29 protein-coding genes are annotated in these 25654 nt (G+C 66.9%); 20 read left to right on the top strand and 9 right to left on the bottom strand.

Annotated features, from left to right (window positions below; all coding sequences use genetic code 11):
- The first annotated feature begins 67 nt into the window (after positions 1-67).
- From ccmC to ELY12_RS05800, 8 genes are all read left to right on the top strand, one after another.
- Positions 68-823 (top strand): heme ABC transporter permease CcmC, encoded by a 756-nt coding sequence (gene ccmC / locus ELY12_RS05770; protein ID WP_126175736.1) that lies wholly within the window; start codon positions 68-70, stop codon positions 821-823.
- Positions 823-960 (top strand): hypothetical protein, encoded by a 138-nt coding sequence (locus tag ELY12_RS14265; protein WP_164549417.1) that lies wholly within the window; start codon positions 823-825, stop codon positions 958-960. The genes ccmC and ELY12_RS14265 overlap by 1 nt, the downstream gene beginning before the upstream one ends.
- Positions 957-1427, top strand: coding sequence for a cytochrome c maturation protein CcmE (ccmE, locus tag ELY12_RS05775; protein WP_126175737.1), 471 nt, complete (start codon positions 957-959; stop codon positions 1425-1427). Before ELY12_RS14265 ends, ccmE begins: the two co-directional genes overlap by 4 nt.
- Complete coding sequence (locus ELY12_RS05780; RefSeq protein WP_126175738.1) at positions 1424-3382, top strand: heme lyase CcmF/NrfE family subunit; 1959 nt, start codon at positions 1424-1426, stop codon at positions 3380-3382. Before ccmE ends, ELY12_RS05780 begins: the two co-directional genes overlap by 4 nt.
- Positions 3379-3909 carry a DsbE family thiol:disulfide interchange protein gene (locus ELY12_RS05785; RefSeq protein ID WP_126175739.1) on the top strand — a complete coding sequence of 177 codons (531 nt, stop codon included), beginning with the start codon at positions 3379-3381 and terminating at the stop codon, positions 3907-3909. The genes ELY12_RS05780 and ELY12_RS05785 overlap by 4 nt, the downstream gene beginning before the upstream one ends.
- Positions 3906-4322 carry a cytochrome c-type biogenesis protein gene (locus ELY12_RS05790; RefSeq protein ID WP_126175740.1) on the top strand — a complete coding sequence of 139 codons (417 nt, stop codon included), beginning with the start codon at positions 3906-3908 and terminating at the stop codon, positions 4320-4322. Before ELY12_RS05785 ends, ELY12_RS05790 begins: the two co-directional genes overlap by 4 nt.
- Positions 4319-4948, top strand: coding sequence for a tetratricopeptide repeat protein (locus tag ELY12_RS05795; RefSeq protein ID WP_126175741.1), 630 nt, complete (start codon positions 4319-4321; stop codon positions 4946-4948). The genes ELY12_RS05790 and ELY12_RS05795 overlap by 4 nt, the downstream gene beginning before the upstream one ends.
- Before the next feature lie 76 nt (positions 4949-5024).
- Positions 5025-6935 carry a potassium transporter Kup gene (locus tag ELY12_RS05800; protein WP_126175742.1) on the top strand — a complete coding sequence of 637 codons (1911 nt, stop codon included), beginning with the start codon at positions 5025-5027 and terminating at the stop codon, positions 6933-6935.
- 10 nt (positions 6936-6945) lie between these two features.
- Here ELY12_RS05800 and ELY12_RS05805 read toward each other — a convergent pair whose 3' ends face one another.
- Genes ELY12_RS05805 through ELY12_RS05825 form a run of 5 tightly spaced genes read right to left on the bottom strand, consistent with a single transcriptional unit; the run spans position 6946 to position 12166 of the window.
- A complete protein-coding gene (locus ELY12_RS05805; protein WP_126175743.1) occupies positions 6946-7602 on the bottom strand; it encodes an inner membrane-spanning protein YciB in 657 nt (218 codons plus the stop codon).
- Positions 7602-8525: a signal recognition particle-docking protein FtsY gene (ftsY, locus tag ELY12_RS05810; protein ID WP_126175744.1), complete on the bottom strand. Its 924-nt coding sequence runs from the start codon at positions 8523-8525 to the stop codon at positions 7602-7604. The genes ELY12_RS05805 and ftsY overlap by 1 nt, the downstream gene beginning before the upstream one ends.
- Entirely contained in the window at positions 8522-9694 is a 1173-nt protein-coding gene (locus ELY12_RS05815; protein ID WP_126175745.1) for a MiaB/RimO family radical SAM methylthiotransferase, read from the bottom strand. The genes ftsY and ELY12_RS05815 overlap by 4 nt, the downstream gene beginning before the upstream one ends.
- Entirely contained in the window at positions 9691-10503 is an 813-nt protein-coding gene (dapF, locus tag ELY12_RS05820; protein ID WP_126175746.1) for a diaminopimelate epimerase, read from the bottom strand. The genes ELY12_RS05815 and dapF overlap by 4 nt, the downstream gene beginning before the upstream one ends.
- A 49-nt stretch (positions 10504-10552) precedes the next feature.
- The gene (locus ELY12_RS05825; RefSeq protein ID WP_126175747.1) at positions 10553-12166 is read right to left on the bottom strand and encodes a putative bifunctional diguanylate cyclase/phosphodiesterase; all 1614 of its coding nucleotides are present in this window, start codon (positions 12164-12166) and stop codon (positions 10553-10555) included.
- 149 nt (positions 12167-12315) lie between these two features.
- Between ELY12_RS05825 and ELY12_RS05830 the strand changes: the two genes are divergently transcribed.
- The 3 genes from ELY12_RS05830 to ELY12_RS05840 all read left to right on the top strand — a co-directional run bounded on the left by ELY12_RS05830 (position 12316) and on the right by ELY12_RS05840 (position 13338).
- Positions 12316-12729 (top strand): EVE domain-containing protein, encoded by a 414-nt coding sequence (locus ELY12_RS05830; RefSeq protein ID WP_126175748.1) that lies wholly within the window; start codon positions 12316-12318, stop codon positions 12727-12729.
- A gap of 83 nt (positions 12730-12812) precedes the next feature.
- A complete protein-coding gene (locus ELY12_RS05835) occupies positions 12813-12983 on the top strand; it encodes a CsbD family protein (RefSeq protein WP_126175749.1) in 171 nt (56 codons plus the stop codon).
- 163 nt (positions 12984-13146) lie between these two features.
- On the top strand, positions 13147-13338 hold the full coding sequence (locus ELY12_RS05840) for a hypothetical protein (protein ID WP_126175750.1): 192 nt from the start codon (positions 13147-13149) through the stop codon (positions 13336-13338).
- On the opposite strand, the gene ELY12_RS05845 is transcribed toward ELY12_RS05840, so the two are convergent.
- Positions 13335-14639 (bottom strand): MFS transporter, encoded by a 1305-nt coding sequence (locus ELY12_RS05845; RefSeq protein WP_126175751.1) that lies wholly within the window; start codon positions 14637-14639, stop codon positions 13335-13337. The two genes, ELY12_RS05840 and ELY12_RS05845, sit on opposite strands and share 4 nt — an antisense overlap.
- Positions 14640-14893: 254 nt before the next feature.
- Here ELY12_RS05845 and pgsA point away from each other — a divergent pair, with 254 nt between their 5' ends.
- The 3 genes from pgsA (at position 14894) to ELY12_RS05860 (ending at position 17330) form a co-directional block, all read left to right on the top strand.
- Complete coding sequence (gene pgsA, locus ELY12_RS05850) at positions 14894-15499, top strand: CDP-diacylglycerol--glycerol-3-phosphate 3-phosphatidyltransferase (RefSeq protein ID WP_126175752.1); 606 nt, start codon at positions 14894-14896, stop codon at positions 15497-15499.
- A 98-nt stretch (positions 15500-15597) separates the two neighbouring features.
- Positions 15598-16359 (top strand): histidine phosphatase family protein, encoded by a 762-nt coding sequence (locus ELY12_RS05855; RefSeq protein WP_126175831.1) that lies wholly within the window; start codon positions 15598-15600, stop codon positions 16357-16359.
- On the top strand, positions 16359-17330 hold the full coding sequence (locus tag ELY12_RS05860; protein ID WP_126175753.1) for an NAD(P)H-hydrate dehydratase: 972 nt from the start codon (positions 16359-16361) through the stop codon (positions 17328-17330). Before ELY12_RS05855 ends, ELY12_RS05860 begins: the two co-directional genes overlap by 1 nt.
- Here ELY12_RS05860 and ELY12_RS05865 read toward each other — a convergent pair.
- Genes ELY12_RS05865 through rnd form a run of 3 tightly spaced genes read right to left on the bottom strand, consistent with a single transcriptional unit; the run spans position 17235 to position 19654 of the window.
- Entirely contained in the window at positions 17235-17510 is a 276-nt protein-coding gene (locus tag ELY12_RS05865; RefSeq protein WP_126175754.1) for a UvrB/UvrC motif-containing protein, read from the bottom strand. The two genes, ELY12_RS05860 and ELY12_RS05865, sit on opposite strands and share 96 nt — an antisense overlap.
- A gap of 42 nt (positions 17511-17552) precedes the next feature.
- Positions 17553-18449 (bottom strand): hydrogen peroxide-inducible genes activator, encoded by an 897-nt coding sequence (locus tag ELY12_RS05870; RefSeq protein ID WP_126175755.1) that lies wholly within the window; start codon positions 18447-18449, stop codon positions 17553-17555.
- The gene (gene rnd / locus ELY12_RS05875; RefSeq protein ID WP_126175756.1) at positions 18446-19654 is read right to left on the bottom strand and encodes a ribonuclease D; all 1209 of its coding nucleotides are present in this window, start codon (positions 19652-19654) and stop codon (positions 18446-18448) included. Before rnd ends, ELY12_RS05870 begins: the two co-directional genes overlap by 4 nt.
- Before the next feature lie 155 nt (positions 19655-19809).
- Between rnd and aspS the strand changes: the two genes are divergently transcribed.
- From aspS to mltG, 6 genes are all read left to right on the top strand, one after another.
- The gene (gene aspS / locus ELY12_RS05880; RefSeq protein WP_126175757.1) at positions 19810-21630 is read left to right on the top strand and encodes an aspartate--tRNA ligase; all 1821 of its coding nucleotides are present in this window, start codon (positions 19810-19812) and stop codon (positions 21628-21630) included.
- Between the two features lie 87 nt (positions 21631-21717).
- Complete coding sequence (locus ELY12_RS05885; protein ID WP_126175758.1) at positions 21718-22296, top strand: hypothetical protein; 579 nt, start codon at positions 21718-21720, stop codon at positions 22294-22296.
- Between the two features lie 113 nt (positions 22297-22409).
- On the top strand, positions 22410-22994 hold the full coding sequence (locus tag ELY12_RS05890) for a hypothetical protein (RefSeq protein ID WP_241229736.1): 585 nt from the start codon (positions 22410-22412) through the stop codon (positions 22992-22994).
- A 97-nt stretch (positions 22995-23091) separates the two neighbouring features.
- Positions 23092-23328, top strand: a complete 237-nt coding sequence (locus tag ELY12_RS05895) for an acyl carrier protein (RefSeq protein ID WP_067683987.1) — start codon at positions 23092-23094, stop codon at positions 23326-23328.
- Positions 23329-23428: 100 nt separating this feature from the next.
- Positions 23429-24688 (top strand): beta-ketoacyl-ACP synthase II, encoded by a 1260-nt coding sequence (fabF, locus tag ELY12_RS05900; RefSeq protein ID WP_126175760.1) that lies wholly within the window; start codon positions 23429-23431, stop codon positions 24686-24688.
- Position 24689: 1 nt separating this feature from the next.
- A complete protein-coding gene (gene mltG / locus ELY12_RS05905) occupies positions 24690-25652 on the top strand; it encodes an endolytic transglycosylase MltG (protein ID WP_126175761.1) in 963 nt (320 codons plus the stop codon).
- Positions 25653-25654 lie beyond the last annotated feature (2 nt).

The raw sequence follows: 25654 nt of genomic DNA on the forward strand, positions 1-25654 counted from the left end.
GCACCGGCGCGCTCGGCCACTTGCCGCGTCTGGCGCGTCCTGCCAAAGCGGCGGCGACGGTCTTTCGATGCACGGCTTCGCCAATCCCAAGCGCTTCCTGAGCTTCGCGCGGCCGCTGACGCCGTGGCTGCTCGCGCTCGGCTTGGCGCTGGCGGGCGGCGCGCTGTTCTGGGGGCTGACGCGAGTGCCTGCCGAGCGGCTGCAAGGCGAAACGGTCCGCATTCTGTTCCTTCATGTGCCCGCCGCGTGGTTGGGCATGGCCGGTTGGATGACCATCGCCGGAGCGAGCCTCGCCGAGATCGTTTGGCGCCACCCGCTCGCGGCGATCGCGGGCCGCGCCGCGGCGGTGCCGGGCGCATTCTTCACTGCGCTGTGCCTCGTCACCGGCTCGCTATGGGGCCGGCCTGCCTGGGGTACCTGGTGGGAATGGGACGGCCGCCTGACCAGCATGCTGGTGCTGCTGTTCCTCTACCTCGGCTACATCGCGCTGAGCCAGGCGACCGCGCGCGAAGGAGCCTCCAGCCGCATCCCCGCGATCTTCGGCCTCTTCGGCGTGATCAACGTGCCGGTGATCCATTTCTCGGTCACGTGGTGGTACTCGATCCACCAGCCGCCCAGCTTCTCGCTCGGCAAATCGGCGATGGCCACCGCGTTCCAGGTTCCGCTGCTCGCGTCGACGATGGGTTTCACCTGCCTGTTCGCGGCGGTCGTGTTGATGCGGATGCGCGCGCTGCTCGCCGAGACGCAGGCCGAAGCCCGCCTGCGCCGCCGCGCGCGCGAGGCGGACGGCGACGCGGGCCAATTGAGAGAGGCTGGCGCCTGATGCGCGAAACGCTCGATCCATGGCCGTTCGTGATCGCCGCTTATGCGATTGGCGTGATCGGCACGCTCGTGCTGGTTGGCTGGAGCTGGCTGGCAATGCGCCGCGCGGAACGCCGCCGCGACGGAGCCGGCCGATGAGCGAGCGCGGGGGCCTCCAACCGAAGCATCAGCGGTTGGCGCTGGTGGTTGCAGCAGTCGTAGCGCTGGTCGCGGCGGCGATCATCGCGACCTGGGCGCTGCGGAGCCAGGCGAGCTACTTCTACGTGCCCAGCGAGATCGTGAAAGATCACCCGGCCCCGGGCCGCGCGGTGCGGCTGGGCGGGATGGTCGAGAAGGGATCGATCCTCACCCGTCCCGACGGAGTGACGATCGACTTCGTGGTGGGCGATGGCACCGCGCGGGTGCCGGTCCGCTATTCCGGCATTGTGCCGGACCTGTTCGTCGAGGGATCGGGCGTGGTGGCCGAGGGGCGGATGCAGGCCAACGGCACGTTCATCGCCGACAAACTCCTCGCCAAGCACGACGAGAACTACGTCCCGCGAGAGTTGAAAGAGATGACCGCCGCGCAGAAGAAGCTGGTTGTCGAGGAGACCACCGCGAAGTGATCGCCGAGCTCGGCCTCGCCGCGCTGTGGCTGGCTGCCGCACTTGCCGCGCTGCAGCTCGTCGCGGGGTTCCTGGCGGTCCGCCAGAACGCGCCGGTGGGCGAGGGTGAACTCGCGCTGCTCGTGCGGCCTGCAGCGGTGGTGCAGGGGGTTCTCTGTGCATTTGCATTCGCGATGCTGATCTGGCTGTTCGCCCGCACCGACCTGTCGGTGAAGCTGGTCGCGATGAACTCGCACTCGATGAAGCCGCTGGTGTTCAAGATCGCCGGCGCCTGGGGCAACCACGAAGGCTCGATGCTGCTTTGGGTCACGGTCATGTCCGCCGCAGGCGCGCTGATCGCGCTGATTGAGCGGCGGCTGCCCGAACGCACAATGCAGGCGACGCTGGCGGCGCAGGGCTTCGTCGCGCTGGGGTTCTACGCCTTCCTGTTGTTCAGCTCGAACCCGTTCGAACGGCTGCCGGTCCCGGCGCTGGAGGGCAACGGGCTCAACCCGCTGCTGCAGGACATCGGCTTGGCGTTCCACCCGCCGACGCTTTACCTGGGCTATGTCGGCCTCTCGGTTGCCTTCAGCTTTGCCGTGGGCGCATTGCTGACCCGCAGCGTCACGCCCGACTTCGCCCGCGCGATGCGGCCGTGGGTGCTGGGGGCGTGGATCTTCCTCACCGTCGGCATCACCGCCGGGTCGTACTGGGCCTACTACGAGCTCGGCTGGGGCGGCTGGTGGTTCTGGGATCCGGTCGAGAACGCGTCGCTGATGCCGTGGCTGGCGGCGACAGCGCTGCTCCACTCGGCGAGCGTGCTGGCGGCGCGCGATGCGCTGCGGGCGTGGACGATCATGCTCGGCGTGGTCGCTTTTTCGATGAGCATGGTCGGCACGTTCCTCGTCCGCTCGGGTATCCTCACCAGCGTCCACGCCTTCGCGGTCGATCCGGAGCGCGGCGCGTTCATCCTGATCCTGCTCGCGATCTACATCGGCGGCGCGCTGGCGGTGTTCGGCTTACGCGCGAGCACGATATCCGAAGGCGAGCGGTTCGCGCTGGTGAGCCGCGAGGGCGCGCTGGTGGTGAATAACGTGCTGCTGTCGGCGATCCTCGGAGTCGTGCTGCTTGGGACGCTCTATCCCTTGCTGACTGAAGCGATGGGCGTGCGGGTGTCGGTTGGGCCGCCGTACTTCGACCCGGCCTCGGCGATCTTCGCGCTGCCGATGCTGCTGGTGATGGCCGCGGGGCCGCTGCTGCGCTGGCGGCGTGATCGGCTGCAGAGGGTCGGATCGCCCTTATTACTGGCCGGGCTCGTCGCGCTCGCCGGGCTGGTGGTCGCGTCCGCCTGGGCGAGCCCCGGTTTGCTGCCGCTGCTCGGCCTTGCGCTCGGTGCTGGACTGGCGGTCGCGAGCCTGCTGCCGCTGCGGGGCCGCAACCTGCGGCGACTGCCGCTCGCCACCCTCGGCATGGTCGTCGCCCACTTCGGCATCGCGGTGGCGCTGATCGGTATGGCGAGCGACAGTGCCTTCAGCGAGGAGCGGCTGGCCGCGCTCAAGGTCGGCGACACCGCTGCGGTCGGTCCGTGGAAGGTCACGCTGCAAGCGGTCTCGCCCGTCGCGGGTCCCAACTGGAACGCCCTCGAAGGCGTCATGGCGGCAAGTTATGCCGGCGGAGAGCCGGTGCTCCTCACCCCGCAGGCGCGCACCTTCTGGGCGCCGCCGCAGGAAACGACGGAGAGCGCGCTCGACACGCGCTGGAACGGCCAACTCTACGCGGTGCTCGGCAAGGCGGCGGACGGCGAGCGGTGGCAGGTGCGGCTGTGGTGGAAGCCGTTCGTCACGCTGATCTGGTTCGGCGGATTGCTGATCGCGCTCGGCGGCGTGCTGGCCTTGCTCGGCCGGGTCGCGGGCGATCTCAAGCGGCGGGCGATCCGGCGCAAGGGCGCAGCGCGGCGCGCGGAGGTTGCGGCGTGAAGGCCTGGCGCTTCTTCTTGCCGCTGGCGATCTTCCTCGCCTTTCTTGGCGTGGCGGCGTGGCAGCTGACCCAGCCGAAGGACGAGTTCGTCCACTCGGCCTTCATCGGCAAGCCGATGCCGCAGTTCGCCATGCGCGCCGCAGCGGCCGACCGGCCGGGACTGGCACTGGCGGACCTGAAGGATGGCAAGCCCAAGCTGCTCAACATCTGGGCGAGCTGGTGCGTCCCCTGTGCAGCCGAAGCGCCGCAGCTCGCCGCGCTCAAGGCGCAGGGCGCGCCGATTGTCGGCGTGGCGATCCGCGACCGGCCGGAAGATGTCGCCGCGTTCCTGTCGCGCTACGGAAATCCGTTCGATCGGATCGGGGCGGACGACCTGTCGCAGCTCCAGCTCGCGATCGGCAGCTCGGGCGTGCCGGAGACGTTCGTGGTCGATGGCAACGGCGTGATCCGCTACCAGCACATCGGCGATATCCGGGCGAGCCAGGTGCCGATGATCCTCGAAAAGCTGCGCGAGGCCGGTCAATGAAGCGCTTGATCGTCCTGTTCCTGGCCCTTGTAACACTGTGTGTAACACTGCCTGTGACAGCGCAGGACACCATGCCGCCGGCGCCCTACGCCTATCGCCAGCTTGATGACCCCGCGCTGGAGGCACGCGCGCAGGGGCTGATGGAAACGCTCCGGTGCCTGAAGTGCCAGAGCCAGTCGATCGCCGACAGCGACGCGCCGATGGCGGGCGACATGCGCCATCAGGTCCGCACCCGAATCGCCGCGGGCGAGGACCCCGAACATATCCGCCAGTGGATGATGGATCGCTATGGCGACTACGTCAGCTATGCCCCGCAAGTGAGCCGCACAACCTGGCCGCTGTTTGCGGGGCCGCTGATCCTGCTCGCGATCGCGGCGCTGCTGATGTGGCGCCGGTTCGGGAGGCGCGGGTGAGCTTCGTACCGATCATCCTGGTCGCGCTGGCGGCGTTCGCGATCGCGGTGGTGGCCTTGCGGCTGCCGCGCGCTGGCTGGACGCTGTTCGCCGCCGCGCTGCTGTTCGGGCTTGCCGGGTATGCGCTGCAGGGATCGCCCGGGCAGGCGGGCTCGCCCAAGGCCGGCGAGGCACAGGCGGCCGAACAAGGCGTGGCCCTGGTCGAGGCGCGGCGCGAGCTGTTCGGTCCCGAGCCGCCATCGCCCTTCGTCACGGTGTCTGACGGGTTCGCCCGGCGCGGCCAGTTCGCCGACGCAGCGGGCATCCTGCGCGCCTCACTCGACAAGCAGCCGAACGATCCCGAAGCCTGGCTAGCGCTTGCCAACGCGCTGGTCGAGAACGCGGACGGCCAATTGACCCCGGCGGCGATGTACGCCTTCAGCCGCGCCGAGCGCGCGCAACCCGATAATCCCGGCCCAGGTTTCTTCCTCGGGGTGGCGCTGATCAACTCCGGCCAGCCCGCGCAAGCGCGCCAGTTGTGGGGCGACATGCTTGCCCGCGCACCCGCCGACGCGCCGTGGCGGGCGGGGCTCAAGGAACGGCTCGACCGGCTCGACGTTCTCATCGCGCAAATGGGGACTCAGTGACCATTCGCACTCCGCGTTGCGGGGGGCTGGACGCGGTGCTAATCGCCGCGCCCTTCATGACACCGATTCCAGGGCTATGAGCGCGGCAACTCCGCACGGCCAGGCCGGCTCCAAGTCGCCCTCGGCCAAGGTCAAGCTGGCGGTCGGGGCGATCGGCATCGTCTTCGGCGACATCGGCACCAGCCCGATCTACGCCTTCCGCGAAACTTTCGTCGGCCCGCATCCCCTGACGCTCGATACGCTGCACCTGATGGGCGTCGTCAGCCTCATTTTCTGGGCGATGACGATCATCGTCTCGCTGCAGTACGTCACCGTGCTGATGCGAGCCGATAACCGGGGGCAGGGCGGTACGCTCGCGCTGGTCGCGCTGATCTCGCAGAAGCTCGGCGGCACCAACCGCGGCTGGATCGCGGTGATGCTCGGGGTGTTCGCCACTTCGCTGTTCTACGGCGACAGCATGATAACGCCCGCGGTGTCGGTGCTGTCGGCGGTCGAGGGCCTGACCACGGTCGAAGCCGGACTGAGCGAGTTCGTCATCCCGATCGCGCTCGCACTGCTGATCGCACTGTTCCTGCTGCAGAAGCGCGGCACTGCGACGATCGGCAAGCTCTTCTCGCCGATCATGCTGGTCTATTTCGCGACCCTGGCGGTGCTGGGGGTGATCCACATCCTCGAATTCCCCGGCGTGCTGGCGGCGCTCAACCCGTGGTACGCGGTCCAGTTCTTCATGACCGACAAGCTCCTCGGCTTCCTGGCGCTGGGCTCGGTGGTGCTGGCGGTGACGGGCGCGGAGGCGCTTTATACCGACATGGGCCACTTCGGGCGCGGGCCGCTGCGCTTGAGCTGGTTCGGCTTCGCGATGCCGTGCCTGCTGCTCAATTACTTTGGCCAAGCGGCGATGATCATGAACCTCGAGGCCGCAGCTGCCGCGGAGGCGATCAAGAATCCGTTCTTCGTGATGGCCAGCGAGAGCTTCCGCCTGCCGCTGGTGCTGCTGGCGACCGCCGCGACCTTCATTGCCAGCCAGGCGGTGATCTCGGGCGCGTTCTCGGTCACTCAGCAGGCGATCCAGTTGGGCTTCGTGCCGCGCCTGTCGATCCTCCACACCAGCGAAACCGAGCACGGGCAGATCTACATTCCGTTCGTCAACTGGGTGCTGATGATCGCGGTGATCCTGCTGGTGCTGACCTTCCGCAACTCGTCCAACCTCGCGAGCGCCTATGGCATCGCGGTGACCGGCGCGATGTTGATCGACACCTGCTTGATGGCTGTGCTGTTCGTTGCGGTGTGGCGTTGGAAGCTGTGGATGGCGCTCCCCGTGGCGGGCGTGTTCTTCCTGGTCGACGGGGCGTTCTTCGGCGCCAACCTGCCGAAGGTACCCGATGGCGGCTGGTTCCCGCTGCTCGTCGGTGCGTTTGCCTTCACGCTGCTCACCACTTGGGCGCGTGGGCGCAAGCTGATGCGCGACCGTATGAGTGAGGTCGCGCTGCCGATCGCCATATTCGCCAAGAGCGCCAAGAATTCCGCCACTCGCGTGCCCGGCACCGCGATCTTCATGGCGTCCAACACCGGCGGGGTGCCAAGCGCGCTGCTGCACAACATCAAGCACAACAAGGTCCTGCACGAGCGGGTGGTGATCCTGACCATCGAGATTGCGGACGTGCCGTATGTCGATCCGCTCGAGCGGTTCGAGATCCACTCGGTGAGCGAGGGGCTCTACCGCATGGTGCTGCACTTCGGCTTCATGGAGGAGACCGATGTGCCCGCCGCGCTCAAGGCAAACTCCGCCTGTGGCGGCATGTTCGACATGATGCACACCAGCTTCTTCCTCAGCCGGCAGACGCTGATCGCGTCGAAGCGGCCGGGGATGGCGATTTGGCGCGAGAAGCTGTTCGCATGGATGCTGCGCAATTCGGCGACGGCGATGGAATTTTTCCGGCTGCCCACCAACCGTGTGGTCGAGCTCGGCAGCCAACTGGAGATTTAATCGCCAGTCTCTAATCGGTTGGCGGCTGCTCTTTGAGCGGCTCATCCTTGTCCTCGAAACTCAGACCATGCCGCAGCAGCATCGGGACCTGGGTGAAGGTGAACAGGAAGCTCAGGGGCATGAACACCCACAGCTTCGCCCACAGCCAGGTCTCGAACCCGCCGTTCTCCGCATTGTAGAAGTGCCGGAGCGCTTCGTTGAGTGCGGCGAGGAACAGGAAGAACAGGCCCCAGTTGCGCGACAGCTTGAGCCAGCCGTCGCGGTCCACGCCCTCGAACGCGGCGCCCAGCAGCACTTCCAGCAAGGCGGTCCCCCGGGCACAGCCGATCAGCAACGAGATCGCGAACAGCAGGTAGATGACGGTCGGCTTGACCTGCACCCAGAAGGGATCGCCGAGGAAGATCGTCAATCCGCCGAACCCAACGATCAGCGCGGTCGACAGCCACAGCATCGGCGACACGCGCCCGAATTTGATCCGGCTGAACGCCAGCGCGGCGATCGCGGCGACGATGAACGCGGCGGTCCCGCGAATGATCGCGGCGATGGTGCCGGCCATGTCCTGTCCGCTCGGTTCGGATAGCTTGAACACCGCGAGGAATACGACCAGCGGCCCGTAATCGACCGCGACGTTCAGCCAGCCGGACGGCTTGCGCTTGTCTTCCGCCATCAGGCCACTCCCGCGATCACGCGCGCGACCAGGTCGGGATCGAACGGACGCAAGTCATCGATCTTCTCGCCCACGCCGATCGCGTGGATCGGCAGGCCGAACTGTTCGGCCGCTGCGACCAGAACACCGCCGCGCGCGGTGCCGTCGAGCTTGGTCATCACCAGTCCGGTTACCCCGGCCACTTCGCGGAAGATCTCGATCTGCGACAGCGCGTTCTGTCCGTTGGTCGCATCGAGCACTAGGATCACGTCGTGTGGCGCCTCGGGGTTGAGCCGGCCGAGCACGCGGCGGATCTTGGCGAGCTCGTCCATCAGCTCGCGCTTGTTCTGCAGCCGGCCGGCGGTGTCGACGATCAGGGCATCGGTGCCGACCGCCGTCGCCTGCTTGACCGCGTCGAACACGATCGAGGCCGGGTCGCCGCCTTCCGGCCCGCTGACGATCGGCACGCCGACCCGCTCGGCCCAGGTGGCGAGCTGGCCGATCGCGGCGGCGCGGAAGGTGTCGCCGGCGGCGAGCATGACTGCGTAGTCATCTTCCTGCAGCCAGTGCGCCAGTTTGGCGATTGTCGTGGTCTTGCCACTGCCATTGACGCCGATCACCAGGATCACCTGCGGACGCGGGAAGGCGACGATCTCGAGCGGCTTGGCCACCGGGCGCAGGATCGCGGCGATTTCCTCGGCGACCGCTTCCTTCAGCTCGGTTTCAGTGATGCCGAGGCCGAAGCGTTTCTCGGCCAACCGGTCGCGGATACGGCGCGCGGCGGCGGGGCCGAGGTCGGAAACGATCAGCGCATCCTCGACATCGTCGAGCGTCGCGTCGTCGAGCTTGGCGGTTCCGACCACGCCGGTGAGGTTCTGGCTGAGCCGTTCGGAGGTCTTGCGGAAGCCTCCGAACACGCGCTCGGTCCAGCTGGGTTCGCTCATGCGAGCAGGCCTTCTTCGATGCGAGTGGGGGTTATGGTGACGATCTCGCCGCGCTGCACAGTGGCGGGAACGCGAACGCGCGCGAAGTTTTTCGCGTGGCCGGTTCCGTCCGCTTCGGCCAGCACCGAAAGCTGCTGGCCGAGTTGCGCCTGAAGCCAGGTGTGTCGGACCTCGGCGACTGCCTGTCGCACTTCGCGGGCACGCCGCTTGATCGTCGCGGGATCGAGTTGCGGCATGCGCGCGGCGGGCGTGCCGGGGCGCGGCGAGTAGGGGAAGACGTGGCCGTGGACCACGCGGAGCTCACGGACGATCGACAGGTTGGCCGCGTGATGCTCCTCGCTCTCGGTCGGGAAGCCGGCGATGAGGTCTGCTCCGATCGCAATCTCCGGCCGGCGCGTGCGCAGGCGCTCGACCAGCGCGACGGCATCGCCGCGCAAATGGCGGCGTTTCATGCGCTTGAGGATCAGGTCGTGGCCGTGCTGCAACGACAGATGGATATGCGGCATGACGCGCGGCTCGCTGGCGATCAGGTCCTCGAGCAGCGGATCGATCTCGATCCCGTCGAGCGAGGAGAGCCGCAGGCGTGGAAGCGCAGGGAAGGCGTCGAGGATCGCACGCACCAATGCGCCGAGGCGGGGGGCATCGGGCAAGTGCTGACCCCAGCTTGTGAGGTCAACGCCGGACAGCACCAGTTCGCTCGCGCCGCGCGAGAGGTCGCGTTCGACATCGCGCAATACCTGGCCGACCCGCAGCGAACGGCTTGGCCCGCGCCCCTGCGGGATCACGCAGAAGGTGCAGACGTGATCGCAGCCGTTCTGCACCGCCACGAACGCGCGGGTGTGACGCTCGGTCGTCGTGCCTGTCTCGCCGGAGACATTCCACGCGCGCGCATCGAGCTTGGCCGCATTGGCGATCAGGCCGTCGACTTCCGCCATCGAGGCGATGCTCTCGCGCTCGATCTCCGCCGCGCAGCCGGTGACGAGCAGGCGAGCGTCGGGGTGCGCCCGGCGGGCGCGGCGGATCGCCTGGCGCGTCTGGCGCACAGCTTCTGACGTCACCGCGCACGAGTTGATCACCACCGTGTCGGGCTCGCCCGCGAGCAGCCCGCGCATGCGCTCGCCCTCGGCGAGGTTCATCCGGCAGCCGAGCGAAATCACCTCCGCGCTCATACGAAGTCGCCCCAATCGAAGCTGCCGCGGAAGCTTTCGGCCGCTGGGCCGGTCATCATGATCCGCCCATCGTCGCCCCACTCGATGTCGAGCGTGCCGCCGGGCAGGGTGACTTGCGCCTGACGCTCCGCCAGCAGTCCGCGCCGGATCGCCGCCACGGTGGTCGCACAGGCGCCAGTGCCGCAGGCGCGGGTCAGGCCGGCGCCGCGCTCCCACACCTTGAGTGTGATCGACGCCGGGCCGGTCACTTGCGCGACATTGACGTTGACCCGCTCGGGGAACAGCGCGTCGTGCTCGATCTCCGGGCCGAGCCGATCGAGCGGGACCGCTTCGAGATCGGGGACGAAGAACACCGCGTGCGGGTTGCCGACATTGACCGCCACCGGGTTTGCGAGACCCTCCCACGCGACCGGCATGGCCGCCGTATCGACCGCGTAGGCGAGCGGGATGGCGTCCCACTCGAACCGGGGCTCACCCATGTCGATCCGCGCGCCGCGCCCCGTGGGCTCGACCGTGATCTCGCCGCCCGCGGTTTCGACCCGCGCCGCGCGGCCGTGGAGGAGGGCAACCGCGCGGCTGGCGTTGCCGCACGCCTCCACCTCGCCCCCATCCGGATTGAAGATCCGCATGCGGAAGTCGGCCTGGTCGGACGGTTCGAGGATGATCAGCTGGTCGCAGCCGATCCCGGTGCGCCGGTCGGCGAGCGCAGCGGCCATCGCCGCTCCGAGCGGCGGCAGCGCTTCGACGCGCGCGTCCAGCACAACGAAGTCGTTGCCGAGGCCGTGCATCTTGATGAAGGGGACCCGCATCGCGCGCGGGCTCTATGCGGGGGCGGCGCGCGCGTCCAGTGGCGAGGGGTCAGCCCGCCTTGCGCTGGTCGTCGGCGGGCTCGCCCGTCGGCGTCGGTTCCGGGTTCTTGGCCAACAGGCCCGCAGCGGCGAGCCGCGTGCGCACCGCTTCGGCGTTCTCCGGCCGGCCGTAGAAATAGCCCTGGCCCTTGAGCTCGCCCATTCTCTGGAGTTTGGTGAGGATGGTCGGATCCTCGATCCCTTCGGCGGTCATCGGCAGTTCGAGGCCGTCGCCGAGCTGGATGATCGCCTGAACCAGCTTGTCTGCGTCCTCGCCGTCCTTCAGCTCGGAGACAAAGCTGCGGTCGATCTTGAGCCGGTCGAACGGCAGCGAGCGCAGCTGCGCAAGGCTGGAGAAGCCGGTCCCGAAGTCGTCGAGGCTGATCGTCACGCCCTGGTTCTTGAGGCTGGTGATGATCGAGCGGACCACTCCGATATTCTCGTGCAGACAGCTCTCGGTGATCTCGATGTCGAGCCGGGGGGGCGGGAAGTTGTGCCGCACCAGCATCTTGATGATCTTCTGCGAGAACCACGGATCGCGCAGCTGGATCGGTGAGATGTTGATCGAAAGCGATAGGCGCGGATCCCACTCCTTGGCGTCTTCCAGCGCGACCTCGATCAGGCTTTCGCTCAGATCCGCAATCAAGCCGATGTCCTCGGCCACGGGGATGAACACTTCGGGGCTGACCATCCCGAGCGTCGGCGATTGCCACCGCGCCAGCATCTCGAAGCCGGTGAGCTCGCCCGTGGCGAGATCGATCTGCTGCTCGTAGTACGGAATGAACTCGCCGCGCGGGATGCCGCGGCGAATGCCGGTCTCGAGCTCGCTGCGGAAGCGCAGCTCGGCCTCCATCGGCTCCTCGAACCAGAAGTAGCGGTTCTTGCCCTGCTTTTTCGCGTGGTACATCGCGATGTCGGCGCGATGAATCAGCATCTGCGCGTCGGCGGGCTCGCTCGGAGTACCGGGCACCTCGAGATCGGCCGACATGCCGACCGAGACCGTGACTTCGATGGACAGGCCGTTGAAATCGGCCGGCTGCGCGACGCGGTCGATCAGCAGACTGGCGAACTGGTCGATACGGTCGGGAGTGCGCGGGTCGAACGGGACCACGCAGGCGAACTCGTCGCCGCCGAGACGCGAGAGCAGCGCATCCTTGGGCAGCAGCGCGCGAATGCGCTCGGCGGTCAGCCGCAACAGCGCGTCCCCGGCGAGGTGCCCATTGAGATCGTTGACCAGCTTGAAATTGTCGAGGTCGACCATGACGAACGCGACCGAGCGATCGGATGCATGGGCTTCGGCCAGCAGGGCATCTGTCGCGGGCCCGATGCTGCGGCGGTTGAGCGCCCCGGTAAGCGGATCGATTTCGGCGAGTTGGCGCGCGAGCTCTTCGGCCTTGCGCCGCTCGGCGATCTCGCTCGTGAGCTCGGCGTAACGGCGCCACCCGAAAATCACGAGCGCGATGTTGAGCAACAGCGCATTGACCAGGATCGGATCGGGCGCGGTGCCGGCGCCCATCCACGACCGCACGACCTGCGGCAGGACCAGTCCGCCGGTGCCGACGAACAGCAGAATGGCGGCGATCGCAATTCCAAGCGCCACGAGATCGCGCTCGGCGCGGCCCATCTTGGGCTCCCGCGCGGCTGACTTACCCGCTTTGACTTTGTTGCGGAGCAACCAGACCCCCTGACGTTGCGAACGCGGACCTATCGCCTATGGGGCTGAAAATTAGGTTAAGGTCGGCTTGCGGTCGGCCCGTAAGGCAAGGAAAAGACATGGCGCGGCGATACTGGCTGATGAAATCGGAGCCTGACGTCTACGGCTGGGACGATCTTGTCGCCGAAGGGGAAGGCACGTGGGATGGCGTGCGCAACTACCGCGCACGCAACAACCTCGCCGCGATGAAGGTGGGTGACCGGGCATTCTTCTACCATTCGAACATCGGCAAAGAGGTGGTCGGAGTGGTCGAGATCAGCGTCGCCGGCTTTCCTGATCCGAGCGACGACACGGGCAAGTGGACGTCAGTGAAGGTCAAACCGGTCGAGAAGCTGGCCAAGCCGGTCACCCTCGCCGCCATCAAAGCCGATCCCGCGTTCGCCGAATGCGAACTCATCCGCCAATCGCGGCTCTCGGTGTGCGAATTCACTCCGGCGGAGTGGAAGCGCGTTCTGACGCTCGGCGCGGCATAACTGCGGAACGCCGCAAACTTACATGGGTTTAGTTCTGCGAGACGGCGGCATTGGGTCGCTGCCTGAATAATCGGAGAACTCCCATGGGTGAACTCAAGGACAAGGCGAAGGGCATCGGCAACGAGATCGCGGGCAACGCGAAGCAGATGTCGGATGATCCGGATACCCGCGCGGAAGGCGCCGCTCAGGAAACCAAAGGCGAGGCGCAGAACCTCAAAGGCGAAGTGAAGGGCGCGTTCGGCAACAAGATCTGAGCCCACGCGGCGAGCAAAAACGAAAGGGCCGTCCGGCAGCGGGCGGCCCTTTTTCTGTGGACAAGGCGCGCGCCTGGTCAACGAACAGCCTTAATGTCCCGCGGCGCGACAGGGGCGGAAATCCGGGGAGCGCGATGGTTTCCGGGCCGTTAAGAACTTCGCCATGCGACGCTCCCTTGTCCTCACCGATGAAGCCGCCCGCCACCCCTTCCGGGCGTCCCTCCCGCCGCATGTCTGCCATGCCAACGTGCCGGTCGCGACGCGCCCATCCTGGGTGATCACGCGCGACGATGTGCAGGGCTTTGTGGGCGCCTACTTCGCCTGTCTCGCGGCCGTGGCGGTCTTCATCGTCTAGACGGCAGCGGCGCGTTCCGCCTTTAGCAGCATCAGTCCGAGCCAGGCCGAAACCAGGCACATCGCCGCGCTCAGCAGAAGGTGATGGACGATGTCGAGCCCCACGGCCGATAGCCCAGTCGCCAGCAGCGACCCGATCACCATCGCCCCCGAATTGACGATATTATTCGCCGCGATCGTGCGCGCAGTCTGCGTCTTCGGCACGAACGTGGTCAGGAAAGCGTAGAGCGGGACCACGAACATACCGCCCGCGATGGCGATCCCGAGCAGGCACAGCAGCAGCGGGATTGCCATCGGGTGGACCACGAACTCTCGCACGTCGAGCAAGCCGGTCGCGTCCGGCGTCCACGCGCGGCAGACGAGGTAGAAGCCGAGCACGAACAGTCCCATCGCGATCACCGAGCCGGGAGAGTAGCGCGCCGACACAGTCCCCTTCAGCAACGCATTGACCGAAACCGATCCGATCGCGACCCCGATCGAGAAAATCACCAGGAACAGGCTGGCGACTTCCTTGCTCGCGGTGAGCACGTTCTTGGCGAGCGGCGGGAACTGGATGAACAGCACCGCGCCGATGGTCCAGAAGAAGCTGATCGCCATGATCGCAAGGAATACGCGCCGATCGTGACTGGTGTTGCGCACCAGCGCTATCGAGCTGCGGACGAAGTGAAAATCGAGCGGTTCGAGCTCACCCTGCGCGGGCGCCTCTGGCACTTGCCGCGCGACGAAGTAGCCGATGACGGCGGTGATCACGACGCCGGCCGCCGCCGCCTCGACCGGGATCCAGCCGGCGAGAATCGTGCCGAACAGGATTGCGATGTAAGTCCCCGCCTCGACCAGTCCGGTGCCGGCAAGCACCTCGTGCTCCTCCAGATGCTGCGGCAGGATCGCGTACTTGATCGGCCCGAAGAAGGTGGAGTGCACGCCCATCGCGAACAGCGCGAGCATCAGCAGCGGGATCGCCAGCGTGTGCACGCCGATCCCCTTCCACGCGAGGACGAGGCCGATCGCGCCGACGCTCATAATGCCGATCTCGCACGCCTTGACGATGCGGATGATGCGCGCCTTGTCACGCATGTCGGCGAGCTGGCCCGCGAGGGCGGAGAACAGGAAGAACGGCAGGATGAACACAGCCGAAGCGACCGCACTGAACATCCCTTCGGCTTCCTCGGAACGGTACACTTCATAGACCACGAACAGCACCATTGCGGTCTTGTAGAGGTTGTCGTTGAAGGCATTGAGCAGCTGGGTGACGAACAGCGGCAGGAAGCGCCGGCGGCGCAGCATGTGCGTGGAAACGGTCATCGGCGGCGGTCGGCCCTGGTCGCAGGTGTCACACTGACCGGGGGTGTTTTTTGAAATTCCGCACGCGGACTTTTACCTCGGTGAACTGGCGAATTGAGGTGTCTCGGTTGTAACCTTCGGCCCGGCTCGGAAATCGATCGCCCGCCGACCCGGGCGGCGGGTGCTGCGAAAGAATGGCACGTGCGCATCGCGCCGTCCTTGCCGGAAATGGTCCGAGTAGGAAATTCGTTTTTGCACCGCTAAGGACTGCAGCAATGATGTCGTTGCCCAACCTGCTGACGATGAGCCGCATCTTCGCGGTGCCGCTGCTGGCGTTCCTGCTGTGGTGGCCGGACTGGCGCTTCGGCTACGGCGTCGGCTTCGTGCTCTACTGCGTGATCGGGTTCACCGATTATCTCGACGGATACCTGGCGCGCGCGCAGGGCACCGTGAGCAAGCTCGGCGTGTTCCTCGATCCGATCGCGGACAAGATCATGGTCGCCGCCGTGATCCTGGTGCTCGCGGCGCAGGGCTACATGCGCGGGCCCTATGTGGGCGACCTGCACGTGATTGCCGGGTTGATTATCTTGGTGCGTGAGATCGCCGTCTCCGGCTTGCGGGAGTTCCTTGGCCCGCTCAAAGTTTCGATTCCGGTGTCCAAGCTCGCCAAGTGGAAGACCACTTTCCAGCTCATGAGCCTTGGCGCGTTGATCCTCGGTGGAGCGGTACATGGGCCGCCGTGCGTGATCCGCGGCGATTGCGGTCCGCTCGCCGACCAGTGGATTCACCTCGTCGGTCTCGCCAGCTTGTGGGCGGCCGCGGTGCTGACGCTGGTGACCGGGTGGGATTACCTGCGGGTCGGCCTCAAGCACATGGATTGACGCAGGCCGCCGGAACCCATCGGCGCGGCTGATCGCTGTCCTCGCGAAACGACGAGGAAAGCTGCGTGCCGCCGACAACTCCTTCCGACAAGCCGACGATGAACTGGCCTGCGCAGCTCATCATCGTGCGCCATGGTCAGAGCGCGGGTAACGTTGCGCGCGATGCGGCGCACGAGGCGGAGCTCGACCGGATTGCGCTGACCAATCGCGATGCGGACGTGCCGCTGAGTGATCTCGGGCGCGAGCAGGCACAGGCGCTCGGCGCGTGGTTCGCCGAGTTGCCCGCGAGCGAACGTCCGCAAGTCCTGCTCGCCTCGCCATACCTGCGCGCTTTTCAGACCGCCGAGCATTTCCGCGCCGCGGGCGGCGCTTGCGACGCGGACGAGCCGATCTGCTTCGACGAGCGCCTGCGCGAAAAGGAGTTCGGCATTCTCGACGGCCTCACCACCTCGGGTGTCGCCAACGTGTTTCCCGATCAGGCGGAGTTCCGGCGATTGCTTGGAAAGTTCTACCACCGGCCGCCCGGCGGCGAGAGCTGGTGCGACGTGATCCTGCGGCTGCGCTCGGTGCTCGATACGATCTCGCTCCATCATCGCGGGCAGCGGGTGATGATCTTCACCCACCAAGTGGTGGTACTGTGTCTGCGCTACATCATCGAGACGCTCGACGAAGCGGCGATCCTGGCGATCGACCGCGAAGGCGACGTCGCAAATTGCGCGATCACCGAATACCGCTTCAATCCAGCGGCGGGAACGGGCGGCAAGCTGGCGCTGGCGCGCTACAACGTCACCGCGCCAATGAAGCAGCAGGCGACCCCGGTCACCAGCGCGCCCGACCAGATCGCGGGCGCGCGCGGCTGATGGAGCGGCTCGATCGCGCCTGGCTGCAGGCACACCCGCTGCCGCGGCTCGACGAAGGCGGTGACAAGCACGCCCGCGGGGTGGTGATGATCGTGGGCGGCGCGGCATTCGTCCCCGGCGCGCTCCGGCTGACCGGTGAAGCGGCATTGCGCGCGGGCGCGGGCAAGCTGCGCTTGGCGACGGTGCGGGAGGCGGCAACGCCGCTTGGGGTGCTGGTCCCCGAGGCGTCGATGACCGCTCTGCCATCGGACGACGAGGGGGAGCTTGCGGCAAGCGCCGCAGAGCAAATCGTCGCGAAGCTCGATCGTTGCGATACGCTGGTTCTCGGCCCCGGAATGTCGGCGACGGACCAGACCGAGCGGCTGGTCGCGGACGTTTTGAAATCAGCTCCGGCCAGCCTGACACTGGTTCTCGATGCCGGCGCGCTCAGCGTGGCGGGCGCGTTGAAGGACGCGATCGCGCGGCATGGCCGTACCGTCATGACGCCGCATCACGGAGAGATGAGTGCGCTGACCGGCCTCGAGGTCGAGGACATCGCCGCCGATCCCGAGGCGGTCGCCGAACGCGCCGCGCGCGAATTCAATGCTGCGATCGCACTCAAGGGCGAGCAGACCGTGGTCGCCTCTCCCGATGGCCCACCGGCGCGGTTCGAAGGCGGCAACATCGGCCTCGCCACCAGCGGTTCGGGCGATGTTCTCGCCGGCCTCGTCGGAGGATTCGCGGCGCGCGGTGCCGAGCCGATGGTCGCAGCGGCGTGGGGCGTATTCGTCCATGGCACCGCCGGCGAACGAGCGGCCGGGGCGTTTGCGACGGTTGGCTATCTGGCGCGCGACCTTCTCCCGACGGTGCCCGGGATCGTCGCGGGAATTCAGCGCTTAGCGCCGGCGGCTTCGACCGCGGGTCAAGGGGTCGGGCTTGGCGGGAGGCTTCCAACCAGCCGGGGGAGCGACTCGCTGCTGGTCAGTTCCTAGCCCCATCGCGCCGGGCGCTTGCCGGATGATGCCCGCGGCATGAGCCTGCTCGGCATCGGTCACGCTCGCGCCGCCGCTCATCAGGGTGATCTGATCGCGTAATCGCTGCGCCTCTTCGAAGTCCAGCGCCTGGGCTGCAGCAGCCATCTTCGCGCGGAGGGTTTCGAGAGTGTCGGTCACGCTTGGCCAACGAACGGGTGGGAGTTGCGCTCCCGCGTTGATTCAACCGGCGCGCAGTTCTTCCGCCAGCAACTTGAATTCCTCGCCGCGCGGCGAGTTCTTGCGCCAGATCAGCGCGATCTCGCGATTGGCGGCGTTGCCTTTCAGCGGGCGGGCGACGACTTCGGTCTCGTGCAGGATACCGGCATCGATCGCCATTTCGGGCAGCATCGTCACGCCGAGGCCGTTGTCGACCATTTGCACCAGGGTGTGGAGCGAGGTGCCGATCATCGTCGCGCTCGCGCGCATCTCCGGGCGGTTGCAGGCAGCCAGCGCGTGGTCGCGCAGGCAGTGGCCGTCCTCGAGCAGCAGCAGGCGCCCTTCGTCGATCATCGACGGCGGAATTTCGTTCGGCGGATCGCGCGGATCGTCCTTCGGGAAGGCCACGAAAATGCGATCGTCGGCGATGTGCGCGCTCTCGATCTCGCCGGTGGCGTAGGGGAGGGCGAGCAGCACACAGTCGGCGCGGCCGTGATTGAGGCTTTCGAGCGCGTCGCCGGTGGTCTCCTCACGCAGGAACAGCTTGAGGGCGGGGCGCTCGCGCCGCAGGCGCGGGAGGATGCGCGGCAGCAGGAATGGTGCGATGGTTGGGATCACGCTCATCCGCAGCTCGCCCGACAGCGGCTTGCCGCTCGCCTGGACGAGGTCGCTGAGCTCCTCCGCTTCGCGCAACAGGCGGTGTGCCTTGGCGACCACCTGCTCGCCGAGCGGGGTGAAGCGGACCACCCGCCGGCTGCGTTCCACCAGCGTTACGCCGAGCAGCGATTCCAGCTCGCGGATACCCGCCGAAAGCGTCGATTGAGAAACAAAGCTGGCGTCGGCCGCGCGGCCGAAATGGCCATGCTCGTGCAGCGCGACGAGGTACTGGAGCTGCTTGATGGTGGGGAGGTAAGTGCTCACTCCGCCGCCAGTTGCGCCACTGCGGGTTCTGGCGCGGGCTCGTGCTCGATGCGCGTCATCTTGAGTCGCCCGCTCTCCACCCCGAAGCCGAGGCGGCCCTCGACCAGCTCGAGCGCGTCCTTGCCGAACACCTCGTAGCGCCAGCCCTTGAGCACCGGCAGGTCCCGCACCCCGGCGGCGAGCGCTTCCATCTCGTCGCTGCGGGTCAGCAGCCGCGCGGCGACGTCGATCTCGCGGCTGCGAATCTTGAGCAGCAGCTTGAGGAGGTCCGCGACCAGCACGCCTTCCTTGCCCAGCGGCGCGCCGCGCTTGGGCTTGTCGGGCATCTCGTCGGCAGACAGCGGCTCGGCCTTTTCGAGCACCTTCATCAGCCGCTTGCCGATGTCGTTGTCCTTCCACGCGGCGGACAGCCCGCGCACCTTGACGAGGTCGCCCTGGCTCTTGGGCGGATGGCTGGCGAGATCGGCCAGCGTCTCGTCGCGCATGATCCGGCCGCGCGGGATGTTCTTGTGCTGCGCTTCCTGCTCACGCCACGCGGCAAGGCCCTTTAAACGCCCCAGCACAGCGGCGTTACGGCTGGGCGGCCGGATGCGCTCCCACGCTGCTTCGGCGTCGTTGGCGTAGTTCGCCGGATCGGCGAGCTTGTCCATCTCGGCGTCGAGCCACGAGCCGCGGCCGGTTTTGATCAGCTTCTTGAGAATCTTGGGGAAGATCACCGCGAGGTGCGTGACGTCGCCGATCGCGTATTCGATCTGCCGGTCGGTCAGCGGGCGCCGGCTCCAGTCGGTGAAGCGCGCGCCCTTATCGACCGTGAAGCCGAGCCAGCTTTCGACCAGGTTGGCGTAACCGATCTGCTCCGACTGACTCACCGCCATCATCGCGATCTGCGTATCGAAGATCGGGTGGGGGGTCTTGCCGGTGAGGTTGTAGACGATCTCCACGTCCTGGCCGCCGGCGTGGAAGACCTTCAGCACGTCCTCGTTCTCGCACAGGAGGTCCAGCAGCGGTGCAAGGTCGATGCCGGGCGCTAGCGGGTCGATTGCAGCGGCTTCGTTGCTGTCGGCGATCTGCACCAGGCACAGCTCCGGCCAGTAGGTGTTCTCGCGCATGAATTCGGTGTCGACCGTGACGAAATCGGCTTTCGCGAGGCGGCTGCACAAGTCGGCGAGCGCGTCGGTCGTGGTAATCAGATCATGTATTTTCATCGGTACTTTTCTTAGCATCGGGCGGAGTACCGCCCCCGGGACCGCCGGATGCTTGACAAAGCACCCCCGTTCCCCTGTTAGCGCGCGCGATTTCCGCCTAGGGAAGCGCGCGCCGCGCCCCTAGCGCCTTACCCGTCTAATTGGAAAGACTTAAGATGCACGCCTATCGTTCCCACAGCTGCGGCGCTTTGACCGCGAACGAAGTGGGCCAGGACGTCCGCCTGTCGGGCTGGGTGCACAACAAGCGCGATCATGGCGGCGTGCTGTTCGTCGACCTCCGCGACCACTACGGCATCACCCAGATCGTCGCCGACAGCGACAGCCCGGCGCTGCCGGTGCTGGAGAAGCTGCGGCTGGAATCGGTCGTGACGATCGATGGCACGGTCAAGGCGCGCACCGACGTGGCGGTGAACCCGAACCTACCGACCGGGCAGATCGAGGTGTTCGCCAAGGCGGTCACCGTACAATCGACCGCGAGCGATCTGCCGCTGATCGTCAACTCGGCGGAAGATTATCCGGAAGAGACGCGCCTCAAGTACCGCTTCGTCGACCTGCGGCGCGAGCGGGTGCACAAGAACATCATGCTGCGCTCGGGCGTCATCGCCTCGCTGCGGCGGCGGATGATCGACCAGGGCTTCACCGAGTTCCAGACCCCGATCCTCGGCGCATCGAGCCCCGAAGGCGCGCGCGACTATCTCGTGCCGAGCCGCCTCCACCCGGGCCGCTTCTATGCGCTTCCGCAGGCGCCGCAGATGTTCAAGCAGCTGCTGATGGTCGCCGGCTTCGACCGCTACTTCCAGATCGCGCCGTGCTTCCGCGACGAGGACCTGCGCGCCGACCGCAGCCCCGAATTCTACCAGCTCGACTTCGAGATGAGCTTCGTCACTCAGGAAGACGTGTTCCAGGCGATCGAGCCGGTGCTCGCCGGCGTGTTCGAGGAGTTCGCGAACGGCAAGGCGGTGACCCCGGCGGGCAGCTTCCCGCGCATTCCGTACCGCGAGGCGATGCTTAAGTACGGCACCGACAAGCCCGACCTGCGCAACCCGCTGATCATCTCCGACGTCTCGCAGCACTTCACTCAGAGCGGCTTCGGCCTGTTCGAGAAGATCGTCGGCACCGGCGGCGTGGTCCGCGCGATTCCGGCGCCGGCGACGCACGAGAAGAGCCGCAAGTTCTTCGACGACATGAACGACTGGGCGCGCCGCGAAGGTTTCGCCGGCCTCGGCTACGTCACCCGCAAAGGCGGCGAGTTCGGCGGGCCGATCGCCAAGAACCACGGCACCGAAGGCATGGACGCGCTCTACGCCGAGCTGGGGCTGGGCGAGAACGACGGCCTGTTCTTCGCCGCCGGCAAGGAGAAGGACGCCGCCAAGCTCGCCGGCGCCGCGCGCACCCGCGTCGGCGAAGTGCTGGAACTGATCCCGCAGGACCGGTTCGATTTCTGCTGGATCGTCGACTTCCCGATGTTCGAGTACGACGAGGACGCCAAGAAGGTCGACTTCAGCCACAACCCGTTCTCGATGCCGCAGGGCGAGCTCGAGGCATTGGAGAGCAAGGACCCGCTCGATATCCTTGCCTGGCAGTACGACATCGTCTGCAACGGCTACGAGCTCTCGTCGGGCGCGATCCGGAACCACCGACCGGACATCATGTACAAGGCGTTCGAGGTCGCCGGCTACAGCCGCGAAGATGTCGACACCAACTTCTCGGGCATGATCGAGGCGTTCAAGCTCGGCGCCCCGCCGCACGGCGGTTCCGCCCCCGGCATCGACCGCATCGTCATGTTGCTCGCCGACGAGCCCAACATCCGCGAGGTCATCGCCTTCCCACTCAACCAGCGCGCGCAGGATCTGATGATGGGCGCGCCGAGCGAAGTGTCGGCGCGGCAGCTCCGCGACGTGCACATCCGGCTGATGGAACAGCCCAAGGCGGCGGTGCCCAATCCGGATGCGCTGGTCGATCCCAAGGCCGGATGAGCGGCGTTTGACCCGCGCCTGTTAAAGGCGTAAATTTCCGTCGCGCGCGGCGTTTATCGCAGTGTGCGCTGGAAGGGGTCGAGGCGGATGAGGAACGGAATTCCGCGCCTGCTGGGCGTGAGTGGAGCCGCGTTGGCGCTGCTGGCGCTCGCGGTACCGGCGCACGCGCAGTTTGGCGGTTTGCTCAACAACATCGGCCGATCGTCGTCGGAGCCGACTCAGAACGGCTGCCCCAAAGGCAAGAAGCGGAGCGTGGGTTCGCAGATCTTCGGGTCGATCGCGGGTACGGTCGCCGGCAATGCGGCATCGCGGGCGGGGGTGAGCGGATGGGTGCCGATCTCCGGCCTGACCGACCAGCTCACCGCCGCGATCGCTTGCAAGCTCGATCCCGAGGAGCAGAAGCAGGCGGCCCAAGCCACTCTCGACGCCACGCGCGGCGAGGGCGAGGCCGCGGAGGTTGCGGTGGGCTCGTCGGCAGCGTGGACCTCGGGTACGCGCGCCGATGTTTCCGGAACCTCGACCGTGGTCGCACGCAACGACAGCGACGTTGCGGGTCTCCAGTGCATCACCGTATCCGACGTGATTATCGTGTCCGGCGAGGAAACCCGCGCCGACAAGCGCATGTGCCGCAAGCCGCCCGCCGCGCGCTACGCGCTAGTCGCGTGAGAGCCTTCGCGCGCTGCGCGGTAGCGCTCGGGGCATTCGCGCTGCTTACCGGAGCAGCCGATCCTGACAATCCGACGTGCCCTTCCGCACCCGACTTCGGGCCGTCGGCCGCAATGACGCTGACGCCTACGGACAGAAACGGCATCCGTGTGCTCATCGCCGAGGGCAAGATCGACACCGGCCTACCTGCGCGTTTGCGGGCAGCGATCGAGAAGGACGACCGGATCGAGGAGATTTGGCTTCGTTCGGGTGGCGGCGATGCCGCGGCGGGCAACGCTGCGGGCAAGGTCATTCGCTCGTTTCCCGGCCTGATGACCCGCATACCTTCGGGGTGGGCGTGTTTTTCCGCGTGTAACTTCGTCTTCATGGGCGGCGACCGACGTGTGGTCGAGCCGGGAGGCGTGTTCATGGTGCACATGTTCACGCACACCAACCAGCGCGACGTGATCCAGGAGACCATCGCCGAAGGCACCAACGCGACCGCCGGCCTGATCGGCGAGATCGAGCAGTCGAGTGCGCTGCTCGCGAGCGACGACAACGATTTCCTCATCCGCATGGGGGTTAGCCGCAAGCTCCTGACCGACGTCATGTATCGCCAGCAGGCGGTGAAGTCGGCCGAGAACCCCAGCACGCGCTACTGCCTCACGCAGGACGAGGTGCGCCGCTACAACGTGATGAACGTCGAAGGCGCGCTCTAGGCTGACATCAGCCTGCGCGGGCGGGCACTTGCCAGCCGTAACCGCGTTCATTAGGGCGACAGCTAATTCGAAACCCCAACTCAAGAGGGAAACACTCATGAGCGATACCGCTGAACGCGTGCAGAAGATCGTCGTCGAACACCTTGGCGTCGAGGCCGACAAGGTCACCCAGGACGCGAGCTTCATCGACGACCTGGGCGCGGACAGCCTCGATATCGTCGAGCTGGTGATGGCCTTCGAGGAAGAGTTCGGCGTGGAAATCCCCGACGACGCGGCCGAGAAGATCACCACCGTCGGCGACGCGACCAAGTACATCGAAGAGCACAAGGGCTGATAGCCCATCCCGCCGTGCTCACCTGACGGCCAGTCGGCGGGGCTTACGACAGGCTCGACCCTTCGCGGGGTTCGGGCCTGTTGCATTTACGGAGACTGATATGCGCCGAGTGGTCGTAACCGGACTGGGCCTCGTCACCCCGCTGGGCGGCGATGTCGAAACGACGTGGAAGAACCTGATTGCGGGCAAGAGCGGCATCGCGCCGATCACCCGCTTCGACGTCTCCGACCAGAAGGCCAAGATCGCCGGCGAGGTGAAGCCGAAGGACCATGAGTACGGCTTCGACCCCGACAAGCGCGTGGACTTCAAAGTCCAGCGCCAGGTCGATCCGTTTATCGTCTACGCGATCGACGCGGCGGGCCAGGCGCTCGAAGACGCGGGCCTCGACAACATGACCGACGAAGAGAAGGAGCGCGCGGGCGTTTCGATCGGTTCGGGCATCGGCGGGCTGCCGGGGATCGAGAGCGAATCGCTGGTGCTGGCGGAGAAGGGCCCGGGCCGCGTGTCCCCTCACTTCGTGCACGGACGGCTGATCAACCTCACCAGCGGGCAGGTGTCGATCAAGTATGGCCTGATGGGCCCCAATCACTCGGTGGTGACCGCCTGCTCGACCGGCGCGCACTCGATCGGTGATGCGGCGCGCATGATCAAGGACGACGATGCGGACGTGATGCTCGCAGGCGGCGCGGAATCGACCATCAACCCCCTCGGCCTCGCCGGCTTCGCGCAGGCCAAGGCGCTCAACATGAGCATGAACGACCGGCCCGAGCAGGCGAGCCGCCCCTACGACAAGGGCCGCGACGGGTTCGTGATGGGTGAGGGCGCAGGCGTGATGGTGCTCGAGGAGTACGAGCACGCCAAGGCGCGCGGCGCGAAGATCTACGCCGAGGTCGTCGGCTACGGCCTGTCGGGCGATGCCTACCACGTCACCGCGCCGCACCCCGAGGGGCGCGGTGCCGAACTGGCGATGAAGATGGCGCTTAAGAAGGCGCACATGGGCCCGGGCGATATCGATTATGTCAACGCGCACGGCACCAGCACGATGGCCGACACGATCGAGCTCGCCGCGGTCAAGCGCGTGCTGGGCGACGACCTGTCGGGCGCCTCGATGTCGAGCACCAAGAGTGCGATCGGCCACTTGCTCGGCGGTGCCGGCGCGGTCGAGGGCATCTTCTGCGTCCTGGCGATCCGCGACCAGGTGGTGCCGCCGACGCTCAACCTCGACGATCCCGACGAGGGTACCGAGGGCGTCGACCTCGTGCCGCACAAGGCCAAGCACCGCGAAGTGAACGCCGCGCTCAGCAACAGCTTCGGCTTCGGCGGCACCAACGCGAGCGTGATCTTCAAAAAGGTCGACTGACATGCGCAAGGCCGCGCTGGCGCTTCTCGCGGTCGCCGCGCTGGCTTTCGCTTGGTTCGCATGGGGCTGGTACGGCGGTGGGCCGATCGAGAAGGACACCGCATTCACCGTGCCCGACGGCGCGACGCTGACCTCGGTCGCTGGCAAGCTCGAAAAGGAGGGTCTGGTCGGATCGAGGAACAGCTTCCTGCTCCGCGCCAAGATCCTCGGCAGCGGCGACCCCGTGCAACGCGGCGAGTTCGCGATCCCGGCTGGCGCCAGCGCCGCGACGATCCTCGGCACGCTGCAGCATGGCCAGGTCATCCGCCGCTTCGTTACCGTGCCCGAGGGGCTGCCGTCGATCAGCGTCTACGAAAAGCTGATGGCGGAACCGCTCCTCACCGGGCCGATTCCGGTGCCCGAGGAAGGCTCGGTCCTCCCCGATACTTACGACTTCGAGCGCGGCGAGAGCCGGGTGAAGGTTCTCGCCCGCATGCAGGCGGCGATGACCAAGTACCTCGCGGAAGCGTGGTCGAAGCGGAAGAGCGGCATAGCGGTCACGACGCCGCAGCAGGCGGTGACCCTCGCCTCGATTGTCGAGAAGGAAACCGGGGTCGCGAGCGAGCGGCGGATGGTCGCAGGCCTCTATTCGAACCGGGTCAAGCAGGGGATGCCGCTGCAGGCTGACCCGACGATCATCTACCCGATCACCAAGGGCAAGCCGCTCGGCCGCCGCATCCGACAGAGCGAGATCGCCGCGGTCAACGGCTACAACACCTACACCATGAGCGGCATGCCGGTGGGGCCCATTACCAACCCGGGGCGGCAGAGCATTGCCGCGGTCCTCAATCCCGCCGCCACCAACGCGCTGTACATGGTCGCGAACGGGAAGGGCGGGCACGTGTTCGCGAGCACACTCGCCGAGCACAACGCGAACGTGCAGCGCTGGTTCGCCATCCGGCGCGCGCGCGGGGAGCTCGAGTGAGT

This window comes from Tsuneonella rigui (assembly GCF_003958625.1).
Lineage (GTDB): Bacteria > Pseudomonadota > Alphaproteobacteria > Sphingomonadales > Sphingomonadaceae > Tsuneonella > Tsuneonella rigui.

Excerpts from the sequence above, each read along its gene's own strand:
- ELY12_RS05790 (WP_126175740.1), top strand. The coding sequence starts at position 3,906 with ATGAAGCGCTTGATCGTCCTGTTCCTGGCCCTTGTAACACTGTGTGTA.
- ELY12_RS14265 (WP_164549417.1), top strand. The coding sequence starts at position 823 with ATGCGCGAAACGCTCGATCCATGGCCGTTCGTGATCGCCGCTTATGCG.
- ELY12_RS05830 (WP_126175748.1), top strand. The coding sequence starts at position 12,316 with ATGGCGCGGCGATACTGGCTGATGAAATCGGAGCCTGACGTCTACGGC.
- ELY12_RS05860 (WP_126175753.1), top strand. The coding sequence starts at position 16,359 with ATGGAGCGGCTCGATCGCGCCTGGCTGCAGGCACACCCGCTGCCGCGG.
- ELY12_RS05805 (WP_126175743.1), bottom strand. The coding sequence starts at position 7,602 with ATGGCGGAAGACAAGCGCAAGCCGTCCGGCTGGCTGAACGTCGCGGTC.
- ELY12_RS05885 (WP_126175758.1), top strand. The coding sequence starts at position 21,718 with ATGAGGAACGGAATTCCGCGCCTGCTGGGCGTGAGTGGAGCCGCGTTG.
- pgsA (WP_126175752.1), top strand. The coding sequence starts at position 14,894 with ATGATGTCGTTGCCCAACCTGCTGACGATGAGCCGCATCTTCGCGGTG.
- ftsY (WP_126175744.1), bottom strand. The coding sequence starts at position 8,525 with ATGAGCGAACCCAGCTGGACCGAGCGCGTGTTCGGAGGCTTCCGCAAG.
- ELY12_RS05890 (WP_241229736.1), top strand. The coding sequence starts at position 22,410 with ATGACGCTGACGCCTACGGACAGAAACGGCATCCGTGTGCTCATCGCC.
- rnd (WP_126175756.1), bottom strand. The coding sequence starts at position 19,654 with ATGAAAATACATGATCTGATTACCACGACCGACGCGCTCGCCGACTTG.
- ELY12_RS05895 (WP_067683987.1), top strand. The coding sequence starts at position 23,092 with ATGAGCGATACCGCTGAACGCGTGCAGAAGATCGTCGTCGAACACCTT.
- mltG (WP_126175761.1), top strand. The coding sequence starts at position 24,690 with ATGCGCAAGGCCGCGCTGGCGCTTCTCGCGGTCGCCGCGCTGGCTTTC.
- ELY12_RS05855 (WP_126175831.1), top strand. The coding sequence starts at position 15,598 with ATGAACTGGCCTGCGCAGCTCATCATCGTGCGCCATGGTCAGAGCGCG.
- ELY12_RS05825 (WP_126175747.1), bottom strand. The coding sequence starts at position 12,166 with ATGGGCCGCGCCGAGCGCGATCTCGTGGCGCTTGGAATTGCGATCGCC.
- ccmE (WP_126175737.1), top strand. The coding sequence starts at position 957 with ATGAGCGAGCGCGGGGGCCTCCAACCGAAGCATCAGCGGTTGGCGCTG.
- dapF (WP_126175746.1), bottom strand. The coding sequence starts at position 10,503 with ATGCGGGTCCCCTTCATCAAGATGCACGGCCTCGGCAACGACTTCGTT.
- ELY12_RS05835 (WP_126175749.1), top strand. The coding sequence starts at position 12,813 with ATGGGTGAACTCAAGGACAAGGCGAAGGGCATCGGCAACGAGATCGCG.
- ccmC (WP_126175736.1), top strand. The coding sequence starts at position 68 with ATGCACGGCTTCGCCAATCCCAAGCGCTTCCTGAGCTTCGCGCGGCCG.
- ELY12_RS05845 (WP_126175751.1), bottom strand. The coding sequence starts at position 14,639 with ATGACCGTTTCCACGCACATGCTGCGCCGCCGGCGCTTCCTGCCGCTG.
- ELY12_RS05815 (WP_126175745.1), bottom strand. The coding sequence starts at position 9,694 with ATGAGCGCGGAGGTGATTTCGCTCGGCTGCCGGATGAACCTCGCCGAG.
- aspS (WP_126175757.1), top strand. The coding sequence starts at position 19,810 with ATGCACGCCTATCGTTCCCACAGCTGCGGCGCTTTGACCGCGAACGAA.
- ELY12_RS05800 (WP_126175742.1), top strand. The coding sequence starts at position 5,025 with ATGAGCGCGGCAACTCCGCACGGCCAGGCCGGCTCCAAGTCGCCCTCG.
- fabF (WP_126175760.1), top strand. The coding sequence starts at position 23,429 with ATGCGCCGAGTGGTCGTAACCGGACTGGGCCTCGTCACCCCGCTGGGC.
- ELY12_RS05840 (WP_126175750.1), top strand. The coding sequence starts at position 13,147 with ATGCGACGCTCCCTTGTCCTCACCGATGAAGCCGCCCGCCACCCCTTC.